This window comes from Acinetobacter sp. V2 (assembly GCF_001188385.1).
Classification (GTDB): domain Bacteria; phylum Pseudomonadota; class Gammaproteobacteria; order Pseudomonadales; family Moraxellaceae; genus Acinetobacter; species Acinetobacter oleivorans.
The window spans coordinates 56018-58431 of sequence record NZ_JZFB01000003.1; the positions used below are offsets into that span (position 1 = coordinate 56018).

Annotated in this window: 3 protein-coding genes; 1 reads left to right on the forward strand and 2 read right to left on the reverse strand. The window is 44.2% G+C overall.

The features are described 5' to 3' along the window. Positions 1-522: MFS transporter (locus UC75_RS21285; protein ID WP_228137294.1), on the reverse strand; the 522-nt coding region annotated here is incomplete at its 3' end. 172 nt (positions 523-694) lie between these two features. Further along, complete coding sequence (locus UC75_RS11215) at positions 695-1639, reverse strand: dihydrodipicolinate synthase family protein (protein WP_000050879.1); 945 nt, start codon at positions 1637-1639, stop codon at positions 695-697. Between the two features lie 187 nt (positions 1640-1826). On the opposite strand from UC75_RS11215, the gene UC75_RS11220 reads away from it, so the two are divergent. Beyond that, a partial coding sequence (locus UC75_RS11220) for a LysR family transcriptional regulator (protein WP_228137295.1) occupies positions 1827-2414 on the forward strand: 588 nt, incomplete at its 3' end.

Genomic DNA, 2414 nt, shown 5'->3' on the forward strand with positions numbered 1-2414 from the left:
TGCAAACATAAGACCGAGTGGGAATAAAACTTCATAGAGTAAGAAAAACTTACCGCGCTTTTCTGCACCAATAAACTCATTAATGTAGGCACTCGCAACAGGCACTTCGCCACCTGTACCAACGCCCTGCAAGAAACGGAAAATTAACAGCGACATTCCGCTCCACGCAAACAGACAGGAAATGTCCATTGCCACAAACAGTAAAATGGTAAAAGACAGCACTTTTAAACGACCGACTTTTTCGGCAAGTGAACCAAAGAAGATCGCACCGACCAGTTGCCCGACATAGCCCGCGGCAATGATCGCACCGACAAAGGCAGGCGTCAGGTGCCATTCGGTAATGAGTTGGGGTAAAGCAAAGGCAATTGCTAGAACAGTATAAGCGTCAAAAAAGGTCGCTATACCAATGGTAATACGCATAAATTGCAATCGACCAGTGACGGGTAGTCGTTCAAGTCTTGCAATAATTTCCGCATTTTTTTGATGATGACTAATTTGTTCTACATCCGCTAGATTTGTCATCTTCTATCTCCTTATTACTACATTCCTCGTAGTTTTTTTGTTCTATTTCGCACTACCTGTTCACCACAGTTTGCATGCTTTTTATTATTGTTTTTAAGAGACATGCCCGATGTTTGGCCTCAGGCAGCGTACAGGAAAAAAAGGCTAGCGTACATGCTAGCCCGAATAGAATTTAAGCAACGGCTTGGGTTAAATCGACCTTGCCAATTCCGGCTTGACGCATTGCATCATGAATTTCTTGCTCAGCACCATCTGCAAGTGGAAGCAGAGGCGAACGCACAGTGGCATGGTCCAAAATTCCGCGAGCAACCAATGCATGTTTAAGCGCGACGGTGCCTTCCATGTGTGAACCGCGATGATAGACATTGCGAGTCACTGGTAATAATTGGTCGTGAATCGCACGAGCTTTAGCGTAATCTTTAGCTTTACCTGCTTTAATCATTTCAATTAACAGTTCAGGGGCAATGTTGCCGTAGCCAACCAAAGCGCCGTCTACATCAAACATGGTGTGAAGCAAATATTCATCGTGGCAAGTCAACACCTGTAAGTCTGGACGTTCACGGCGAATAATCGGAATTTCGACATCCCAGCGGCGCATGTTACGCACACCATTTTTCATGGCAAACACGCCTGGCTGTGCAGAAATATCGAGTAGAGTTTCTAAGTCGTAAGTGGCCTTCGTTGCATCTGGATATTGGAATAAAATAGATGGCAAACCACTTTCTTCATAAATCGCTTTATAGCGGTCTTGTGGTGCGCCTTTTTGATAACCAAAACGCAACCAGCCATGTGAAGGGTAAATCAAACCTGCCGAAGCACCAGCGCTGACTGCACGTTTTGCTTCTTCTGCTGCAACTGAAGTACCTTCGAGTGTAATCCCTGCGATTACCGGAATTTTGTCATCTACCGATTTAACAAAGCTTTCGATGACCTGCATTTGTTCTTTTTGCGACAAGAATGTTCCTTCACCTGCATGCCCAAGAACAACCAAGCCTTTCACACCATCAATACTGCCTAACCATGAACCTAAACGTTGAATTGCATTATGGTCTACTTGTCCGTCACGGGTAAAAGGAGTCACAGGTGCTGGGGTTAATCCACGTAAATCTAAACTCATAATCGTACTTCCTATACAGTGTAATTAAATATTCTCTGGTTCTTAATCTGACTTAAATCGTGTTGTAGAGAACATGAATGGAGTATAGAAATAGGTGAGCTATGTAGGAATTACCAATTCTTGAATTTCAGTTATACTGAAAATGTATGGCTCAAAATGCTGCCTATTTACGATTTAGGAAGAATCGATGAATTATGAATTATGGAAAATATTTTTAGACGCGGTGGAACTCGGCAGCTTAAGCAAAGTCGCCATGCTGCATAACACCAACCAACCGCAAATCAGTCGGCAAATGAACGAGCTTGAAGCGCAATGCGGTGGTCGTTTGTTTAACCGGACTGGACGTGGTGTCGAGCTGACCGATTTAGGACAGCATTTACTTCCTAAAATTCGTTCATGGCTGAACGTGACCGATCAACTGAATAATGAAATTTTGCATTCGACCGATACCCCGATCGGGACGGTTCGTATTGCCAGTTTGCCGTCTACTGCACATCCGTTGTTATCGACTCTCTATAAAGTCCTTCAAGAGAAATATCCCCTAATTAAACTGTCGGTGCGTGAAGGGCAAGGGGTGCATTTAGAAAAATGGTTAGAAGATGGCAGCGTCGATTTAGCCATTCTCTATCGTTTTAATCCGACGCCTAAACAGGGGGATGTTTACCTTACCGAAGCCGATACTTATTTGGTCGGCTGCGAAGGAGACACGCTCACTCAGGCCAATGAAGTCGACTTTAAAGCAGTAAGTGAGTTACCGCTGGTTACGTTTTGCAGG

Excerpts from the sequence above, each read along its gene's own strand:
- UC75_RS11215 (WP_000050879.1), bottom strand. The coding sequence starts at position 1,639 with ATGAGTTTAGATTTACGTGGATTAACCCCAGCACCTGTGACTCCTTTT.